The sequence below is a fragment of the Bradyrhizobium guangxiense genome, assembly GCF_004114915.1.
Taxonomy (GTDB): domain Bacteria; phylum Pseudomonadota; class Alphaproteobacteria; order Rhizobiales; family Xanthobacteraceae; genus Bradyrhizobium; species Bradyrhizobium guangxiense.
In genome coordinates, this window is record NZ_CP022219.1 from 966,696 (window position 1) to 983,895 (window position 17,200).

Consider the following 17,200-nt stretch of genomic DNA (forward strand, 5'->3'; position numbering starts at 1 on the left):
TGTTTCACATTGGAGAGCGAACGCCGAAGGCTGCACGCATGCGCGGCGATCCTGGCGTGGGTCTTGGCGGCCCTGCTTGGGCTCACCTCGATAGCGTCATCGGAGCCGCTCCGCCGGAGCGGCTATGCGATCGGCACGGAAACCTGCGGCAATGGCGATCTCGCGTTTCCCAGGATCCAGATCGACATGAAGGCCGGATTTTGCGCCGGGCTCGTCGCCAGCGAAGAAGATCGCCTCAAATTTCCGCGGTCGATCGTCCAATTGCCGGGCCGCGAGCTGTTCGTGGTGGCCGACATGGGCGGCTGGGGCCACGCCGACGGACGGCTGCTGCTGCTCGATCCGCGCGCGCCGCAAGGGCAGCGGCTCAAGGAGCTTCTGACAGGGATCGAATATCCGTTCGGTCTCGCGATCGGTCCGGACAGGAAGCTCTACGCCTCGACCACTGATACGATCTTCCGGTTCGATCCGCTCGCCGACAATCCGCGCGGTACGGTCGAAACCATCGTCCGTCACATGCCGGGTCGCCGGATCGCGCTGCCCGACGGCACCAGGCTCGAGGAGAGCGCGCATCCGCTCAAGCAGTTCGTCTTCGACAGGCGCGGGCGGCTGTTCGTCAATGTCGGCTCGCACAGCGACGACTGCATCACACCGGCGCCGATCACAAGGCTCTGCGCGGCGGCGGAGGGGGCCTCGGCCATGGCTTCGATCTGGCTGTTCGCACCGCCCGCGAGCGGCGTCTTCCCGGCGCTGAAGCCCGGCGATGCCGATCCGCCGCACACTGTCTATGCGCGGGGCCTGCGCAATTCGATGGCGCTGGTGCTGCATCCGAATTTTCCCGATGCCGGCTATGCCTTCCTGCAAGGCGAGAACAGCCGCGACCTGCCTGATATCTTCAAGCCGAACGAGGAGATCAACGCGATCGAGCAGGGCCGGCATTACGGCTGGCCTTATTGCTACGATGTGTCGACCCCCAGCCCCGAATTCAGAAACGTGCTGCAAGGCGGAGCCTACAAGTCGCTGTGCACGGCCAACGCGCTCTACAAGCCGCCGCTTACGCTCATGCCGCCCCACGGCGCGCCGCTGGCGATGCTCTATTACCATGGCGGAAAGTTTCCGGAGCTGGAGGGCAAGCTGCTGGTCGGCCTGCATGGCTATCGCCCGACCGGCAGCCGCCTGCTCGTCTACGACGTCGATGACCACGGTTTCCCCAAGCCGAGTGCACCGCCCGTGCGCTACCACGTCAGCTGCGCGGCCGAGCCGACGCGCAGCTTTCAGACTGAGGCCGGCGAGGTCGCCGCCGCGCCGTTCGATGAGCTGATCGCCGGCTGGCACCGCGTCAACGGCGCGCGGCCGCAAGGCGCGCCAGTCGGCATGACCGTCGCGGAGGATGGAGCGATCTGGCTGGTCGAGGACAAGAACCAGACCGTGATCCGCATCGACCGTGCTGCGGGCGATCCGCCGCCGCCGCTGCCGTGCGATACGCGCAGCCAGGCGATGATCGATCAGCTCGCGGCCTTCGTTGCCGCAGATGCGCAGAACAGCGCCCGGCTGGCCACGCTGCGCAAAGGCCTTGTCGAGCAGCACTGCGTCGGCTGCCACTCGGATTTCGGTCTGAAGGCGGGTCAATCGGACGCGGAGAAGGACAGGGCTGCGCTCCGCTTCATGCTGGCGCAGGACGGCTGGATCTATCCGGGTGATCCCACGTCCGGCAAGCTGCGCACGCGCCTGCGCGGCATCGGCGCGGAGAAGCTGATGCCGCCGGGCGGTGAAAGCCTGCCGAAGACCGAACCCGGCTATGCGCGCCTGCTCGACACGATGGACCTGCTTGTTGCGAAAATGGTTCCGGGTACCCGGATGCGGATCAAGCCCGGCCCGCCGCAGCGCAAGTTCTTTGGCAAAACCAGCGGGGAATGCGGCGAAATACCGGCTGGGAAGGTCGTTGTCGTGACACAAAGGAGCGCTGTAGACAAACCTGGCTTCAGCCGATTCTTCCGGCCGGCCGATCCCTATCTGAATGGCGGGTGCACCGACGGCGATGGCTATTACATCCGGCAGGAATTTCTGGTGCCTGTGCAGTAGCGTTCTCCTCGTCGTCGCGGCGGCGTCCGCCCAAGCGGAGACGAAGCTGTTCGAAAGCGCGCAGGTGACGCCCGCCGGGGAATATACTTTCGGTATCGAGGGCCCTGCGGCGGACCTCGACGGCAATTTGTTCGTGGTCAATCTCGGCAAGCCCGGCACCATCGGCAGGCTGCCTGCGGGCGGCGCGGCGTCGGAGCCGTTCACGGCACTGCCCGAGGGCAGTGTCGGCAACGCCATCCGCTTCGATCGCGGCGGTACCATGTTCGTCGCCGACTACAAGAAGCACAACATCTTCGCGATCCCGAAGGGCGCGACCGAGCCGGTCGTCTGGTTTCACTCCGACGAGATGAACCAGCCCAACGACATAACGATTGCCCGCGACGGCACGATCTATGCGAGCGATCCGAATTGGAAGGGCAGGGAAGGTTACATCTGGCGCATCGCGAAGGCTGCCGACGGATCGGTGCAGGGACAAGTGATGGCGTCACCACGCGCGATGGGCACCACCAACGGCATTGATCTCAGCCCTGACGGCAAGACGCTCTATGTCGGGGAATCCAGCAACGGTCAGATCTGGTCCTATGCGATCAACGGCAACGGGCTGACGAGCGCAAAGCTGGTCAAGACATTTCAGCCCGACACGATCGACGGGCTGCGCACCGATGTTGCCGGCCGTCTCTACGTTGCGCGTATCCTCAAGGGCACGGTTGCGCTGATGAAGCCCAATGGCGCGGTCGAACGCGAGATCGCGTTGAAGGCCAAGGAGCCGACCAACCTCGCGTTCGGCGGCAGCGACGGCAAGACCGTCTTCGTCACCCAGCGTCAGGGCGGCTTCATCGAAGCCTTCCGCACCGATCAGCCGGGTCGCGAGCACTGTCTCCAGCGCGGGCGCTGCTGAGTCCGAGCCGTTTAAAGGTGGTCTGCTTCCCGTGCAGAACGGCGGGGGGAGGGGGGCATTCTTCTTGCTTGCATCTGGCCGTCGCAGGGATCAAGACATCTGTGGCACCCCTCAAGAGCATGCGACCACGGAGTGTTTGAGTGAAAGCCGTCCATACCGAACTGCACCGCAGCCACGATCCGCAATTCTTCCTGGTTCGCGGTGTCGTCAAGCGCACCACCGAGCAGCCGGAGCGCGCCGACCGCCTGCTCAAGGGGCTGAAGGAGGGCAAGCACCAGCTGGTCGAGCCGACCAAATTCGGGCAGGGGCCGCGTGCGCGCATTCACAGCCCGGAGTATCTGACCTTCCTGAGCGAAGCCTGGGAGGCCTGGACGGCGCTCGGTGATTCCGGCCCGGAGATGATCGGCAACATCCATCCCGTGCGTCACGCCGCGACCTATCCGACCCACATCGTCGGCAAGCTCGGCTGGCACACCGCCGACACCGCGGCGCCGATCGGTCCCGGCACCTGGGCCGCGGCCTGTGCCGCAACCGACGTTGCGGTCACTGCCGCGCAGATGGTGATGGACGGCGAGGACGCAACCTATGCGCTCTGCCGTCCGCCCGGTCACCACGCCTATCGCGACATGGCCGGCGGCTTCTGCTTCCTCAACAACAGCGCGATTGCTGCGGCGCATCTGCGGCAGAAGCACGAGCGCGTCGTGATCCTCGACGTCGACGTCCATCACGGCAACGGCACGCAAGGCATCTTCTACGCCCAACCCGATGTCTACACGATCTCGATCCATGCCGATCCGACCGCCTATTATCCGTTCGTGTGGGGTTATGCCCATGAGCGCGGCGAAGGGCCGGGCCTCGGCACCAATCTCAACATTCCCCTCGGCATCGGCACCGGCGATGACGGCTACATTCAGGCGCTGGACCTTGCGCGCAAGGCGATCGAGTCCTTCGCTCCCGGCGCGCTCGTCATCGCGCTCGGCTTAGATGCCTCCGAGCACGATCCGCTGAAGGGATTGGCCGTCACCACGCCCGGCTTTCGCCGCATCGGCCAGGCCATCGCCAGGATGGGTCTGCCGACCGTGTTCGTGCAGGAGGGCGGTTATCTTTCCGACATTCTCGGCGCGAACCTGACCTCGGTGCTGGCGGGATTTGAAGAGGCGAGGTGAGGTCTGGAGCGAGGTCTCTTGGCCTCCCCCCGCCGCGTCAGCCGCGGGCCGTCATTCGGCCGCTTGCTGGAGCGGCCAGGCATTGCGGCTGATGGGAAGGCCTCCGTTGGCGCGGGAGCCGTCGGCGATCGCGAGGCGATGCGAGGGCGATGGCGAGCACAGCGAGAAGCGCCAGCCATCGGGATCGTCGGCGATATCGGGCTTGAAGCTGATCTCGATAGCCTCGCGCGACACCTGCACGGCGAAGGCGTCGAGCGGCAAATTGAGGCCAAAGCCCCTGGCCTTCAAATAGGCCTCCTTGAGCGTCCAATAGTCGAAGAAGCGTTCGATCGCGGCGGGCTCCGGCAGTCCCCGCAGCGCCTCGACCTCCTCCGGCGCAAAGAAGCGAAGCGCAGTCGACAGCGGCGCCACCCGTCGCGACACGGTTTCGACGTCGATGCCGACGGCCTCGTGCCGCGACACGACGCAGGCGACGCAGCCGTCGGCATGAGACAGGCTGAAGTGCAGCGCAGTCGAGGTCGCGGGTGCTGCGACAAACGGACGCCCATAGCGGCCGGCGCCAAAGGACCAGTCCGATGGTGCGACATTGGAGGCGACCTGCGACAGCGCCATGCGCAGCATGGCGTGCGCGAAAATATACTGCCGCCGATGCCGCTCGAACATGAAGCGATCGGCCCGGCCCCGCTCGTCGACCGAAAGCAGCCGCCGGCACGTCTCGACCGCGCCCGGCGCGTCAATGGACTCGATCAGTCCGACAAAGAGTTCAATTCTGTCGTCCGCCATCAATTGGGCCTTTTGCGTCAGGTCGAGGGCAAATCCCCTGGTCCCGACGGAAGAAACAACTGAGCAAGAATCAACTACCCGACCGCTTCTAGCGGTCCACCCGGGCGAATTCTTGTCGATTTACAGGCCGGTTTACACGCGCAAGCTTGTGCGAGACCCCAACTCGGCACGCAAGCGGCCTATCTCCGAAAAGTGAAGCGCGACCATTCGTACGGTGTCCCGGCCGACGAAGCCTACTTTGTCTTGGCGACCAGCTTCAGTAGGCCATTATTCTCGTGGCCCGACGAAGTACCCATAATCAATTTGATCACACCCATAACGCCCCCCAGTCGAAAAAAATTGGTCCAAATCAAAACGCAGGAGCAATCTTGCGCGGTGGCGCTGAATAATCAAGCTGCAACTGGCTCATTCACAGCTTTGGCGAGTGAACCCGTATTCGTCCGTGATGGCTGACGAGGTCCTCCCTGCCGGATGGCTAACCCTTCGTTTCATTTTACCTTGATTCCGTTTGGCAGTTTCCCCGGTCTTCCGGCACGGCTATGAGTGCGGCTCGATGGCCATTCGAGCGCGCTTCCCATGCATTCCGTTGCACTGCTGACTGCCAGCTATGCCAAGGATATTGAACGCTTTTCGCTGCTGAGCGAAAGCATCGACACCTGGCTCACGGGATATACGCGGCATTATGTTCTCGTTAACGATGAGGATGTGCCGCTGTTTGAGCGTTTCGCTTCCGATAAGCGGGCCATCGTTCCGGCCTCGCGCTATTTGCCGAAATGGCTGTTCGCGCTGCCGCCGGCGCTTCAGTTCATCAGCAAGCGGCGCGTCTGGCTGTCGCTGCTGTCGTCGCCGGTGCACGGCTGGCACATCCAGCAGATCCTCAAGATCGCCGGCGTCCTCAACGCCCCCGAGCAGCGCGTCTGCATTCTGGATTCGGACAATCTGTTCTTCCGCGAGTTCGACGTTGGCCAATATGCCGGCGGTGAGAAGACGCCGCTGTTCGTCACGCCGCGGGACATCGGCGCCGACCACCCGTTGCATGGGCTGTGGCTGCGCACCGTCGATCAGCTTCTCGGAATCAAGGAGCGCTCCTTCCCCGCCGACGATTACGTCGGCAATGCGCTGGTGTGGGACAGGGACACCGCGCGCGCCATGACCGCCGCCATCAAATCGGTCACCGGACTGAACTGGGTCCTTGCGCTCTGCCGGAAGAAGAAGTTCTCGGAATATTTGATGTACGGCCATTTCGTCGCGAACTCGCCCGCGCATCTGGCCACCCACCGGGTCACGGAAGACAGCATCGCCGTCTCGCATTGGGACGATACGCCGCTGGATCGCCCTTCCATCGAGGCGATGATGCGCGCCGCTTCGCCCGAGCAGGTCGCGCTCTGCATCCAGTCCTATTCCTCGACCTCGGTCGACGACATCCGTGACGTGTTCCGTCTCTCCTCGCGCGATCGCCGCGCTCCGGGCCTCGCGCCCGACCACATCGATGACGCGGCCGAGTTCGTCGTGCCGAAGACGCGCTGAGATCCAGCGCCGTCAGGCATCTCTCGTAAATTTGCTGATCACGTCCATGAACGGCTTCGGCTTGAACTCGCCGTCGAGCGGCAGCGGACGGGTCGGCTGCTTGTCGGCGCGGGCGAAGGTGCCGTTGATCCAGCTGTAGCGATCCGAGAGGCCCCAGGTCAGGATCGAGCGCACCGGGCCGCTGGTTGAGATCGCCGTCAAGAGATCGTCGACGCGTTTGGCGACGATGGCGTCGCGCTGCGCCGGGGTTCCAGCCAGCTTTTGATCGTCGACGTCGAGCTCGGTGACGAGCACCTCCAGGCCCCAGGAGCGCAGCTCGGTGACGAATTCGGCGAGCCCATGCGTGTCGATCTCGAGCTCGGCATGCAGATGCGATTGCAGGCCGACGGCGTGCAGAGGAACGCCCTGGTCGAGCAGATCCATGATCAGGTTGCGGTAGGCTGCGCGCTTGGCAATGAACGAGTCCTTGGCCGACTCGATGTCATATTCATTGATCGCGAGTTTGACGAAGGGATCGGCCGCAGCCGCCGTGCGGAAGGCCAGCGGAATCCACCCTTGACCCAGATGCTGCGTCCAGAACGTGTCGCGCCGGTCCTTCGGACTGCGGGAGTTGTCCGGGATCGGCTCGTTGACGACGTCCCACGAGGTCAGCTTGTCCTTGTAATAGGAGACGACGGTGCCAATGTGATCGACATAGGCGCGCTCGACGCCGCGGGTCGCCTTGATCTGCTTGGTCCAGTCCGGAATGTCGTGATACCAGGCGAGCGCGTGGCCGCGCATCGTCAGGTCGTTCTCCCGTGCAAAATCCAGGATCGCGTCGGCGCGCTCGAAGTTGAACGTGTGCGCGTTCGGTCGCAGCATCGGCCATTTCAGCTCGAGCACCGGCACCACCTGCGTGCAATATGTGCTGATGGCTTCACCGAGCCTGGGATCGGCTTGCAGGTCCCAGAGCGTGGCGGCCGCGCCGAAGCCTGGACGGCGTTGCGCGAGCTTCGATGCCGGTACCGCCGACGCCGATGCGCCCACCGCGAGGGCGGCGGCGCCGCCAAGAAGAAATTCGCGTCTGTCGAGCCTGGTCACGGCAGTCCTTTTCGCACCAACGCACCATCGTACCAAGCAGCGCCCAGCGACGCCGGGGTTTCGCCCTGTTGGGTTAACCTCTGCCGTCTGCAGGTCGTGGTTTCCTTCCATCGTCGCGCATTGCTGGTCGCGGAAGGGCAAATTTAACGCTAACGCGCGAAAGCGGCTGCAAAGCTGCATTCTCCGCCCGATCTGCAGACTTATGTGACACTCTTGCGCGATGCTGCGGCGCAGTGCCTTTGTCCAGCCAAGATCCCATTGATCAACGGCCGTCATACTCGCAAGACCGCCGCCGGTCCCGAACTCGCATGCTGAACCGCCATTTCTCGATTTATCTGGTCGCCTACATCCTGCCCGCGGCGGTGGGCTTCTTCGCTGTCACAGCCTATACGCGGCTGCTAACGCCGGCAGAGTACGGCGTCTATGTCGTCGGCATCAGCCTCGCCGGCATCCTGGGCGCGATCTTCTTCGCCTGGATCAAGCTGTCGGTGTCCCGCTATCAGGCGATGTCGGCAGAGGTGGATTTTCGCGGCACGGCGATGGTGGCTTTCGCGCTTACCGCTGCGGTGCTCTGCGCCACGACCCCGCTGGTCTTCCTGGTCCGCAACGACGTCAGTGTCGAGCTGCTGCTTGCCAGCATGTTCGTCGCCATCATGGCCAATGCCGTCGATGTCGGTCAGGAATTCGAGCGCGCGAAATTGCGCCCGTACAGGTTTGCCGCGATCTCGATCGTGCGCAGCGTGTCGAGCGTCGGCTTCGGTCTGCTCGCCATCTGGCTCGGCTGGGGCGGATTGGGACTGCTGGCCGCGTTCGGACTGGGCTCGCTCACCGGAATCATTCTCAATCTCGTCGGCGACCGCACCAGGATCGCACGCTTTCAGCGCAGCCAGTTCATGCAGCTGGCGCGCTACGGCCTGCCGCTGACGCTGGCGGGCCTCTCCGTTGCGGTCTATTCGGCCTGCGACCGGCTCATTGTCGCTTATCAGCTCGGCAAGGACGCCGCCGGCATTTTCGGCGTTGCCGCCGATCTGCCACGCCAGTTCATGGTCATGATCGCATCCAGTGTTGCCGCGGCCACCGTGCCGCTGGTGTTCCGGTCGTTGTCCGAAAACAACAAGGAGACGACGCGGGAGCGGCTGACCGAGAGCCTCGAGCTCCTGCTCGTCGTCGTCACACCCGTCGCAGTCTGGCTCCCGCTCGCCGCGGATCAGGTCGCCGGCACGCTGGTCGGCGCCGACTTCCGCGCCGGCGTGTCGGCGCTGCTGCCGACCCTGGTGCTCGCCCGCTTCTTCGGAATCGCCAATCAGTTCTACGTGCAGATCAGCTTTCAGCTCGCCGAGCGCCCCTTCATGCTGGCGGCGCAATCCTTTCTCACGCTCGTGGTCAGCGTGGTCCTGATGGTCGTGCTGGTCGCCGGCTACGGCATCTATGGAGCGGCGCTGGCGACGCTCGCGACCGAGGCGGTCGGCTTCCTCGTTGCCGTCGTCCTGATGCATCGCGCCCAGCCGGTCCCGTTCGACTTCAACCGGCTTGCTGGGGTCGCGGTTTCGGCCGCGGCGATGGCGGCGGCCATCCTTGCGGCGCGCTCGCAGGTCAGCGGCACCGGCTTTGTCACGCTCATCATCGTCAGTTTCGCCGGCGGCCTCGCTTATTCCGCCACGGCCTGGCTCCTCAACGTCGCAAATGTCCGGACGCTGTCGTTACGCTTCCTGCGAAGCTTCAACCGCAAGGCGCTGGGCGTCTGACGGGCGTATCCTCGCCGGTAGAGGCGGACATTCTGCCGCACTGAATGCCACCAGCTTCGGACCAGCCCCGGCTGCAACCGACCTTCCGCCGGCCCGGACCCTCGTATATGAGGGATTTTGCGTCCGGCGTGCCGAATATCGCCACAGACGGAACGTAAGGCGGCTGCGAATTCTTAATCCAATGGTAGCAATCTGATACATGATCGGCACGAGCGGGCCGGCATTTCGACCGAGGATGGCATGAAAAACCGACTGACGATGGCGCAACCCACCAAGGCGATGCGGCGTCGGGGGCCTTCCGGAATTGTGATATTGGCGGCAATGGCCGTCGTCGCGGCGGTCGCGCCGGCGAGCGCGGCCAAGCAGGCGCGCCAGGTGACCGAGGCTGTGGCGCAGCGGCAGGCCGGTGAGCCGATCATGGCGATCGTCTCGATCAAGAGCCAGCAGGTCACTTTCTACGATGCCGACGGCTGGATCCTGCGCGCGCCGGTGTCGACCGGCACCACGGGACGCGAGACGCCGGCCGGCGTCTTCGCCATCATCGAGAAGGACAAGGACCATCGCTCGACCATGTATGACGATGCCTGGATGCCGAACATGCAGCGCATCACCTGGAACGGTATCGCGCTGCATGGCGGACCGCTGCCGGGCTATGCCGCCTCGCACGGCTGCGTGCGCATGCCCTTCGGCTTTGCCGAGAACCTGTTCGACAAGACCAACATCGGGATGCGGGTGATCATCTCGCCGAATGACGCAGCCCCGACCGACTTCTCTCACCCTTCGCTGTTCGTGCCGAAGCCGGAGGCCATTGCGGCCGTGCCAAGCCGGGCCGGCACGCTCTCCGCCGAAGCCGACGAGGCGACAAGGGTTGCGGACGAGGCCAAGAAGGCTGCTTCCGCCGCCGCAAAGGAGGCCGCCTCGCTCCCTGCCGCGCTGCGCAAGCTGGAACAGCAGAAGGCGCGCGCAGATGCCGAGCTCGCCTTCGCCGACAAGACGCTCGCGAACGCCAGGAACGATCAGGCTCGCGCCAAGGCCGAGGAGTTGAAGCAGAAGGCAGCAGCCAAGGCCGCCGATGCGGCGACGCAGCTCGATGCCGCCAAGGCCGCCGCGCAGCCGAAGCGCGATGCCATGGCTGCGACCAAGGACGCCGCAAAGGCCGCAGCGGCCAGAAAGACCGAGGCCGTCAAGGCGGCGACCGACGCAAAGCTCGCGGGCGAGCCGGTCTCGGTTTACATCAGCCGCGCGACGCAGAAGCTCTACGTGCGGCGGAATACGCACAAGCCGGCGCCCGACGGCGGCGGCGAGGTGTTCGACACCAGCATCGAGGTCCCCGTCACGATCCGCAATCCCGACCAGCCGCTCGGCACGCATATCTTCACGGCGATGGCGAAGTCCGACACGGGCCTGCGCTGGAGTGTGGTCACGATCGACAACGGCGACGAAGCCAGGAACGCGCTCGATCGCATCACCATCCCGCAGGATGTCTGGGACCGCATCGGGCCGACCGCGTTGCCGCGTTCCTCGATCATCATCTCGGAGGAGCCGCTGAGCAGCGAGACCAACTACCGGACCGAGTTCGTCGCGGTGCTGAGCAACGAGCCGCAAGGCGGCTTCATCACGCGCAAGCCGACCGCGCCTGCCATGATCGCGAGCGATGACGGCTGGGACAATGGCGGCAACGGCTTCGGCTTCTTTTACCAGCGCGATCCCTATGTCCAGCCGGTCAATCCGCGCCGGCCGCGTGGCCAGTACCAATATTATCAGTCGACGCAGCCGATGCAGCGAAGCTGGTGGTAGGACGCAGGGCAGGCCTCGGCCGCGCGCCCTGCAGCTATGGGCGCGCTTCGATCACCACAGCCTGAATCTTGCCTTCCACCGGTCCGGCGCCATGCCGTGTCCGGATCGCCTCGGCGACGACGTCAGTCGCAGCCTGCAGCTTGCTGGCGTCCCTTGCCTCGATCTCGCTGCGCAGCGGTGTGCCCTGGCAGAGGGCGAGCGCGACGTATTCGGGCGACGGCGCGCGGCTGATTTCAGCTCGCGTCTGGATCGAGATATCGCGGAAGCCTGCACGTTCGAGATCGGTTCTGATGACGGCCTTGTCATAATAGCCGTGCGGCGTGCGGATCATGAAACGTGGCGGGTCGTCGGGAAACAATTTGCCCAGCGCGATTGTCGCTTCGTGCGTGAGCACATTGTCCTCGATGCGATCCCAGACGTTGAACACGAACGTGCCGTCGCCCTTCAGGACGCGCTTGACCTCGCCGTAAGCCTTGACACGATCGGGAAAGAACATTGCGCCGAACTGGCAGCAGACCACGTCGAACTCGGCGTCGCCGAAGGGCAGGGCCATTGCGTCGGCCTGCCGCCAAATGATGCGGTCGTCATCCGCCTGACGCTGCGCGGCGACCGCGAGCATGGGCTCGTTGAGATCGGTCGCGACGTAACGGATGCCGCGCGGCAGCGCCGCGGCCACGGCGCGCGTCACTGCGCCGGTGCCGGCGGCGATCTCGAGCAGCACGGAGGGAGAGCGTGCGGCGACGCGTTTTGCGATGTCCTCCGCATAGACGGAGAAGATCAGCGGGACGAGATACTCGTCGTAGATTTTCGGAATCGAGCCGGCGAAGACCTTGTCAGTATCGGGCATGGGAGCCTCGCTGAAGGTTCGGACACGAGGCTCAAACTAGCATGGTTTGGCCGCTGCCGCGCCAGAAACAACTTGGATGAAGCCGTTCCTGCATCGTTTCGCTCGATCCGAGCGAGGTCGGGCAAGCCGGCGATCGGTCCTACGATCGGCCGCCGACCTCGCGGATCGGCCGCGTTCCGTCCCAGTTCATCGCCGCCTGTCGGACCTTCTCGAAGAACGGCCCCTTGGTGCCGCTGATGTCGGAGATCTCGATCACCGTGCCCGGATGCGCCTGCGTGTCGAAATAGGCAAAGCGTCCCCTGTCGCCGCCGATCTGGCCCTCATGGCCGATCCTGTAGCCGAGTCCGATCGCCTTGTCGTAGAGTGCCTGGTAGTCGTGGCTCCAATAGGACATGTGCTGGAGGCCTTCGTGGCCGGCGTCCAGGAACTCCTTGTAGAGCGAAGGCGCGTCGTTGCGCTGCTGGATCAGCTCGATCTGGAGATCGCCCGAATTGGCCAGCGCAATGCTCATCTCGACGGCGGACTCCCGGCCGCGATGGCGGAACCAGTCGGTCTTGACGCGGTCCATGTAATACCAGGGACCAACGCCCATCACCTCGATCCAGTGCTTCATCGCGGCGTGGATGTCCCGCACCACATATCCGTTCTGGCGCACCGCGCCGAAGATGCGGCTCATGCCCTCGCTCCTCCTCTCAAACTATTCATGCCGTCCGGACCTCATCCTGAGGGCCCGCCACAGGCGGGCGTCCCGAAGGATGGCCACGCGCGAGCTGCCCGCCGCGTTCGCGCTCACTTCACCTCGATCCCGGCGTCCTTGGCAACCTGTTTCCAGGCCGCGATGTCGCGGGCATTGATGTCGCGCTGCTCGTCGCCGGGGACGAATTGCGGGGTGATGCCAAGGCCGAGCAGCTTCTGCTTTACCACGTCATCGCCGAGCGCCTCCTTCAGGGCTGCTGAGAGTTTCCTCGCGATCGGCTCGACGACGCCCGCCGGCGCATACATCGCCCAGGACAGGCTGCGGTCGAACGGCACGCCCTGCTCCTTGTAGCTGGCGACATCAGGCAGGCTTGGCGAACGCTCGCCGCAGGCCGCCAGCGCCTTGATCGAGCCGTCCTTCACCAGCGGCGTTGCGGTGGCGACGTCGAGCGTGGCCAGCGAGATGTGGCCGCCGAGCAGATCGCCGGCAAGCTTGGCGATGCCGTTGAACGGCACGTGCTCCATCTTGATGCCGGTCTGCTGCATCAGGATCTCCGCGCAGAATTGCCCGGTCGAGCCGATGCCCCAGCTGCCGTACTGGATCGGCTGGCCCTTCTTCGCGAGTGCGATCAGCTCCTTGATATCATTGGCGGCAAAGTTCTTGGTCGCCACCAGGATGATCGAGGAGACGCCGACGCGGCCGATCGTCGTGAAATCCTTGATCGAATCGTAGGGAAGCTTTGGATAGATCGCGGGCGCCAGCACATGCGTGGTCATGCCGCCGACGGTGATGGTGTAGCCGTCATTCGGCGACGCCGCGACCATCTGCGTGCCGAGCGTGCCGGCCGCTCCCGTGTGGTTTTCGATGTAGATGCTCTGGCCGAGCGTCTTGCCCATCTTGTCTGCGAGCAGCCGGCCGACCACATCGCCGCCGCCACCGGCGGCGTAGGGCAGCAGCATTCTGATCTTGCGCGTGGGATAGGCGGAGGGATCCTCGGCGTGCGACGCCAGCGTCGCCGACATCAATGCGAGAAACGAAAGCGTGACGGTGCGCAGCATCATGTTGGCATTCCCTAATCTTCGAAACGAAATCGGTAAGCATCGCCGTGTCGAACCACACGGCCCGCGGTCGGCGCCGGAAAATGGCCGGTGAGCAGATAGCTCGGCGTATCCGCGAGTTCCTCCAGCAGCGCCATGCGGGTCGCGACCGCCGCGGCCGGATCGACGTCGGCGGCGTTCGAAAGCCACGGCGCGGCGCATTGGATCGGATGGTGGATGACGTCGCCCGACATCACCGCGTGATCGTGACCACCCTGGAGATGGATCTGCATGTTGCCGGCGGTGTGGCCCGGCGCCGGCGCGAAGCGCACGGCCGCGTCGAGATCGCTGAACAGGCGGTGATCGGTCTCGACGAATTCGGCGAGGCCGGCGGCAACGACCGGCAGCACGGAATCCTCGAACGAGCCGTGGTTCACTGGGCTCCTCGGCCCTGCGTCGTGCGCCGCCTCGAAATGCCGGTACTCATCGCGCCCCATCAGATAGCGCGCATTGGGGAAGGTCGGCACCCAGCTTCCGTCGAGCAGACGCGTGTTCCAGCCGACGTGGTCGACATGCAGATGCGTGCACATCACGAAGTCGACCTGCTCGGGCGTAACACCCAGCGCCTGCAGGTTCTCCAGGTAAGGCTGGTCGAGCTTGTTCCATGCCGGCACGCGCGGCCGGTGCTTGTGATTGCCGCAGCAGGTGTCGACGATCGCGGTCCAGCGCGGCGTGCGGACGAGATAGGAGTGGTGGCTGAGGATGAAGCGGCCGGTCTCCGGCTCGATATAGCGATGGTCGAGCCAGCTGCGGTTCTGCGCGATCACCTCGTCGGTGACGTTGGCGAACAGCCAGGTCTTGTCGAAGGCGAGCGCGGGGATCTCGCTGACGAGATCGACCCGCATGCTGCCGATTCTGACCTGCCGCATGCTTTAGTTCTTCAGGAGATCGCCGAACGGCACCCAGCGCGTGCCGTCGAAACGGATCAGCTGAAGGCTCGTCATCGGCGTGTAATGCTCGGGCGAATTGTTCACCGCCGTGCCGTTGATCAGCATCGGCAGGCGTACGTCCTTCATGGTCGTCGCCTGCTTCATCACATTGGCGCGGGTGAGATCGTTACCGGAGGCCTTCAGCACCGTCACCAGCGTCTGCGCGATGGTGTAGCCGTAGACGTTGAGCCAGTCGCTCTTGTTGGCGTCCGGCAGGTATTTGTCCATGAAGGCCAGCCATTCCTTGTACCCGGCGTCGTCCTTCAGCGCTGGATCGGTGGCGTCCTTCAGATATTGGCTGGAGATGACCCCGGTGGAATTGTCCTTGCCGGCCGGCTCCAGCACGCCGCTGATCGAGGCCGAGACGTTGGAGATGATGGTCACCGGCTTCCAGCCGATCTCGCCGATCTTCCTGATCGCCTGCGCCGCAAATTTCGGCGTAGCAGCCGCCAGCACGATGTCGGCGCCGGCGGTCTTCAATTGCAGGATCTGCGTGTCGACGGTTGGCGCCGAGGTCTCGTAGGCCGCGCGGGCGACGATCGCTTCACCGCTGCCGAGCCCTTCCTCCAGGGCCTTCAGATAGTCCTTGCCGAGATCGTCGTTCTGGTAGAGCACGCCGATCTTCGCATTGGCGTGGCTCGCCTTGATGTATCTGGCGTAGGCGATTGCTTCGTCGCGATAGGTCGGCTGCCAGCCGACGGTCCATGGAAAGTTCTTCGGATCGTCCCACTTCGCCGCGCCCGAGCCGAGGAAGAGCTGCGGCACCTTGCGGTCGTTGAGATATTTGTGCACGGCGCTGTTGGTCGGGGTACCGACGCCGCCGAAGATCAGCAGCACCTCATCACTCTCGACCAGTTTTCGCGTTTGCTCCACCGTCTTCGGCGGACTGTAGGCGTCATCCGCGATGACCATCTGGATGCGGCGGCCGTTGACCCCGCCTTCGTCATTCACCTTGCGGAAATACGCCTCCGCCGATCTTGCGATCTGCGCGAACGCCGACACCGGGCCGCTCAGCGGCGCGGTGGTGCCGATCTTGATGGTCTTGTCGTTGGCACCGGGGTCGTATTTCGCCGTCTGGGCAGGGGCGGCGCCGGCCGCGAGCAACGGCAACAGGATGCAGGCCGCAGCGAGGCGAGGGCGGGCGAAGCGCGCCATGGGTCGTCTCCCAAAATTGCTCTCCGCCTCTCGATCGAGCGGAGTTGAAACGCGAGAACAGCGCCCGAAGCAGGCTTGCGGGCCGCGACCATCGCCGCCAGAGTGACAAACGAACGATCGTTCGTACGGTTGACTAGCGAACGATCGTTCGTTAGTCAAGTCGTCATGGCTCTCCACACCACAAGCGCGGCGGAAGCGGCTGCGCCCACAACGCGCGAGCGCATCCTCGCCGAGGCGCTCGACCTGTTTGCGCAGAGCGGCTATGGCGGCGCCTCGATGCGCGAGCTCGCGCGCCGCGTCGGCATCCGCGAGAGCAGCCTTTACAACCACTTTCCCGGCAAGGCTGCGATCCTGGAGGCGATCGTTGCCGAGCACGGCCCGGCGAGCTCGGCGAGCCGGCTGGAGGAGCCGCGCTACAAGCAGCTCGCGCGCCAGCCCGCCGCGTTCTGCCGCCAGTTCGCGCTCGACCTCGTCGAGCAATGGTCCGATCCGCGCGAGCATCAGTTCCAGAAGGTCATCACGGCCGAGCGCAACCGCGTGCCCGGCATCCGCGCCAAGTTCGCCGACCATTTCTACGCGCGCGAGCAGAGCCTGATGACGGACTATTTCCGCGGCTTTGCGCTCGCCGGCCTGGTGTCGACGCGGGATCCGCGCGAGACGGCGCGGCTGTTCGCGGCAGGGCTCATCTATATCCGGCTCGAGCATTACGTCATGGGTGCGACGCCGTCGCCGCGGCCGAAGGTGATCGAGGCGATCGAACGCTATCTCGCCTTCTTCCTGTCGCTGATCGCGGCAGGCAACGATACCGACAACAAGAAACGAAAGCCCAAGGGAGAGAACCGTGGCAAGGCTGCCCCTGATTGATCCGGAGACGACGAGCGGCGACATCCGCGCCTCGTTCGACCGCATGCCGGTCAAGCTCAACATCTTCCGCATGATGGCCCATGCCGAGGCCAACATGATCCCGGCGATGCGGCTCGGCAATTCGATCCTGCACAAGCAGAAGCTCAGCGCGGTCAACCGCGAGCTTCTGATCCTCCAGGCCGCGCAACTGGAGGGCGGCGCCTATGAATGGCGCCAGCACGTGCCGATCGCACTCGGCGTCGGCTGCACGCAGTCGCAGGTCGATGCCGTCGAGCGCTCCGACTACGACGCGGCCGGCTTAAGCGCAGCCGAGCGCGCGCTGCTGAAGTTCGGCCGCGAGGTGGTCGAGAACGTCCGTGTGAGCGAGGCGACCTTTGCTGCCATGCGTCGCCATTTCAGCGACCAGGAGATCGTTGAGGCCATCGTCGCGCTCGGTTTCTACATGATGATGGCGCGCCTGACGGAAGCGACCGAGACCGATCTCGATCCCGCCGCCGGCATGACGGTCTATGACGGCGGCAGGAAGTGAGGCGGCC

At 64.7% G+C, this 17,200-nt stretch carries 15 protein-coding genes; 8 read left to right on the top strand and 7 right to left on the bottom strand.

The window, feature by feature from the left end; genetic code table 11:
• Positions 1-63: 63 nt before the first annotated feature.
• From X268_RS04665 to X268_RS04675, 3 genes are all read left to right on the top strand, one after another.
• Complete coding sequence (locus X268_RS04665) at positions 64-2,079, top strand: PQQ-dependent sugar dehydrogenase (RefSeq protein WP_164937530.1); 2,016 nt, start codon at positions 64-66, stop codon at positions 2,077-2,079.
• Positions 2,036-2,977, top strand: coding sequence for an SMP-30/gluconolactonase/LRE family protein (locus tag X268_RS04670; protein WP_164937531.1), 942 nt, complete (start codon positions 2,036-2,038; stop codon positions 2,975-2,977). The genes X268_RS04665 and X268_RS04670 overlap by 44 nt, the downstream gene beginning before the upstream one ends.
• A 140-nt stretch (positions 2,978-3,117) precedes the next feature.
• Positions 3,118-4,143, top strand: coding sequence for a histone deacetylase family protein (locus tag X268_RS04675; protein WP_128923837.1), 1,026 nt, complete (start codon positions 3,118-3,120; stop codon positions 4,141-4,143).
• A gap of 51 nt (positions 4,144-4,194) precedes the next feature.
• Here X268_RS04675 and X268_RS04680 read toward each other — a convergent pair whose 3' ends face one another.
• Positions 4,195-4,926: a 4'-phosphopantetheinyl transferase family protein gene (locus tag X268_RS04680; protein WP_128923838.1), complete on the bottom strand. Its 732-nt coding sequence runs from the start codon at positions 4,924-4,926 to the stop codon at positions 4,195-4,197.
• A gap of 576 nt (positions 4,927-5,502) precedes the next feature.
• Between X268_RS04680 and X268_RS04685 the strand changes: the two genes are divergently transcribed.
• The gene (locus X268_RS04685; RefSeq protein WP_128923839.1) at positions 5,503-6,453 is read left to right on the top strand and encodes a DUF6492 family protein; all 951 of its coding nucleotides are present in this window, start codon (positions 5,503-5,505) and stop codon (positions 6,451-6,453) included.
• A 12-nt stretch (positions 6,454-6,465) separates the two neighbouring features.
• On the opposite strand, the gene X268_RS04690 is transcribed toward X268_RS04685, so the two are convergent.
• On the bottom strand, positions 6,466-7,533 hold the full coding sequence (locus X268_RS04690) for an endo-1,4-beta-xylanase (protein ID WP_128923840.1): 1,068 nt from the start codon (positions 7,531-7,533) through the stop codon (positions 6,466-6,468).
• A gap of 308 nt (positions 7,534-7,841) precedes the next feature.
• On the opposite strand from X268_RS04690, the gene X268_RS04695 reads away from it, so the two are divergent.
• Positions 7,842-9,278: a lipopolysaccharide biosynthesis protein gene (locus X268_RS04695; protein ID WP_128923841.1), complete on the top strand. Its 1,437-nt coding sequence runs from the start codon at positions 7,842-7,844 to the stop codon at positions 9,276-9,278.
• Between the two features lie 240 nt (positions 9,279-9,518).
• A complete protein-coding gene (locus X268_RS04700; protein WP_128923842.1) occupies positions 9,519-11,075 on the top strand; it encodes a L,D-transpeptidase in 1,557 nt (518 codons plus the stop codon).
• A 34-nt stretch (positions 11,076-11,109) separates the two neighbouring features.
• Here the strand turns inward: X268_RS04700 and X268_RS04705 are convergent, their stop codons facing one another.
• The 5 genes from X268_RS04705 to X268_RS04725 all read right to left on the bottom strand — a co-directional run bounded on the left by X268_RS04705 (position 11,110) and on the right by X268_RS04725 (position 15,800).
• Entirely contained in the window at positions 11,110-11,922 is an 813-nt protein-coding gene (locus tag X268_RS04705) for a class I SAM-dependent methyltransferase (RefSeq protein ID WP_128923843.1), read from the bottom strand.
• A 139-nt stretch (positions 11,923-12,061) separates the two neighbouring features.
• The gene (locus tag X268_RS04710) at positions 12,062-12,598 is read right to left on the bottom strand and encodes a VOC family protein (protein ID WP_128923844.1); all 537 of its coding nucleotides are present in this window, start codon (positions 12,596-12,598) and stop codon (positions 12,062-12,064) included.
• A 113-nt stretch (positions 12,599-12,711) separates the two neighbouring features.
• A complete protein-coding gene (locus X268_RS04715; RefSeq protein WP_164937532.1) occupies positions 12,712-13,680 on the bottom strand; it encodes a Bug family tripartite tricarboxylate transporter substrate binding protein in 969 nt (322 codons plus the stop codon).
• Positions 13,681-13,691: 11 nt separating this feature from the next.
• A complete protein-coding gene (locus X268_RS04720; RefSeq protein WP_128923845.1) occupies positions 13,692-14,585 on the bottom strand; it encodes an MBL fold metallo-hydrolase in 894 nt (297 codons plus the stop codon).
• A 3-nt stretch (positions 14,586-14,588) separates the two neighbouring features.
• Complete coding sequence (locus tag X268_RS04725) at positions 14,589-15,800, bottom strand: ABC transporter substrate-binding protein (protein ID WP_128923846.1); 1,212 nt, start codon at positions 15,798-15,800, stop codon at positions 14,589-14,591.
• Between the two features lie 165 nt (positions 15,801-15,965).
• Here X268_RS04725 and X268_RS04730 point away from each other — a divergent pair, with 165 nt between their 5' ends.
• A complete protein-coding gene (locus X268_RS04730) occupies positions 15,966-16,664 on the top strand; it encodes a TetR/AcrR family transcriptional regulator (RefSeq protein ID WP_128923847.1) in 699 nt (232 codons plus the stop codon).
• Positions 16,642-17,193 carry a carboxymuconolactone decarboxylase family protein gene (locus X268_RS04735; protein WP_164937533.1) on the top strand — a complete coding sequence of 184 codons (552 nt, stop codon included), beginning with the start codon at positions 16,642-16,644 and terminating at the stop codon, positions 17,191-17,193. The genes X268_RS04730 and X268_RS04735 overlap by 23 nt, the downstream gene beginning before the upstream one ends.
• Positions 17,194-17,200 lie beyond the last annotated feature (7 nt).